At 63.6% G+C, this 390-nt stretch carries 1 protein-coding gene; it reads left to right on the top strand.

Going from position 1 to position 390, the window contains the following annotated elements; translation table 11 throughout:
- Positions 1 to 390, top strand: a 390-nt coding sequence (locus EPD66_RS22695; protein ID WP_255448618.1) for an EF-Tu/IF-2/RF-3 family GTPase, incomplete at both ends; no start/stop codon positions are given.

Below are 390 nucleotides of genomic sequence, written 5' to 3' on the forward strand. Positions count from 1 at the left end.
GTGACCGGCCGTATCGAGCGCGGCGTGATCAAGGTGGGCGAGGAAGTCGAGATCGTCGGCCTGAAGGACACCGTCAAGACCACGGTCACCGGTGTGGAAATGTTCCGCAAGCTGCTCGATTCGGGTGAAGCCGGCGACAACATCGGCGCCCTGCTGCGCGGCACCAAGCGTGAAGATGTCGAGCGCGGCCAGGTTCTGGCGGCTCCGGGCACCATCACCCCGCACACCGAGTTCAAGGCCGAGGCCTACATCCTGACCAAGGAAGAAGGTGGCCGTCACACGCCGTTCTTCTCCAACTACCGTCCGCAGTTCTACTTCCGGACGACCGACGTCACCGGCACCATCAAGCTGCCCGAAGGCACCGAGATGGTCATGCCCGGCGACAACATC

Origin of the sequence: Telmatospirillum sp. J64-1 (assembly GCF_006980715.1) — a bacterium.
In the GTDB taxonomy this organism is placed as follows: Bacteria; Pseudomonadota; Alphaproteobacteria; order Rhodospirillales; family Magnetospirillaceae; genus Oleiliquidispirillum; species Oleiliquidispirillum nitrogeniifigens.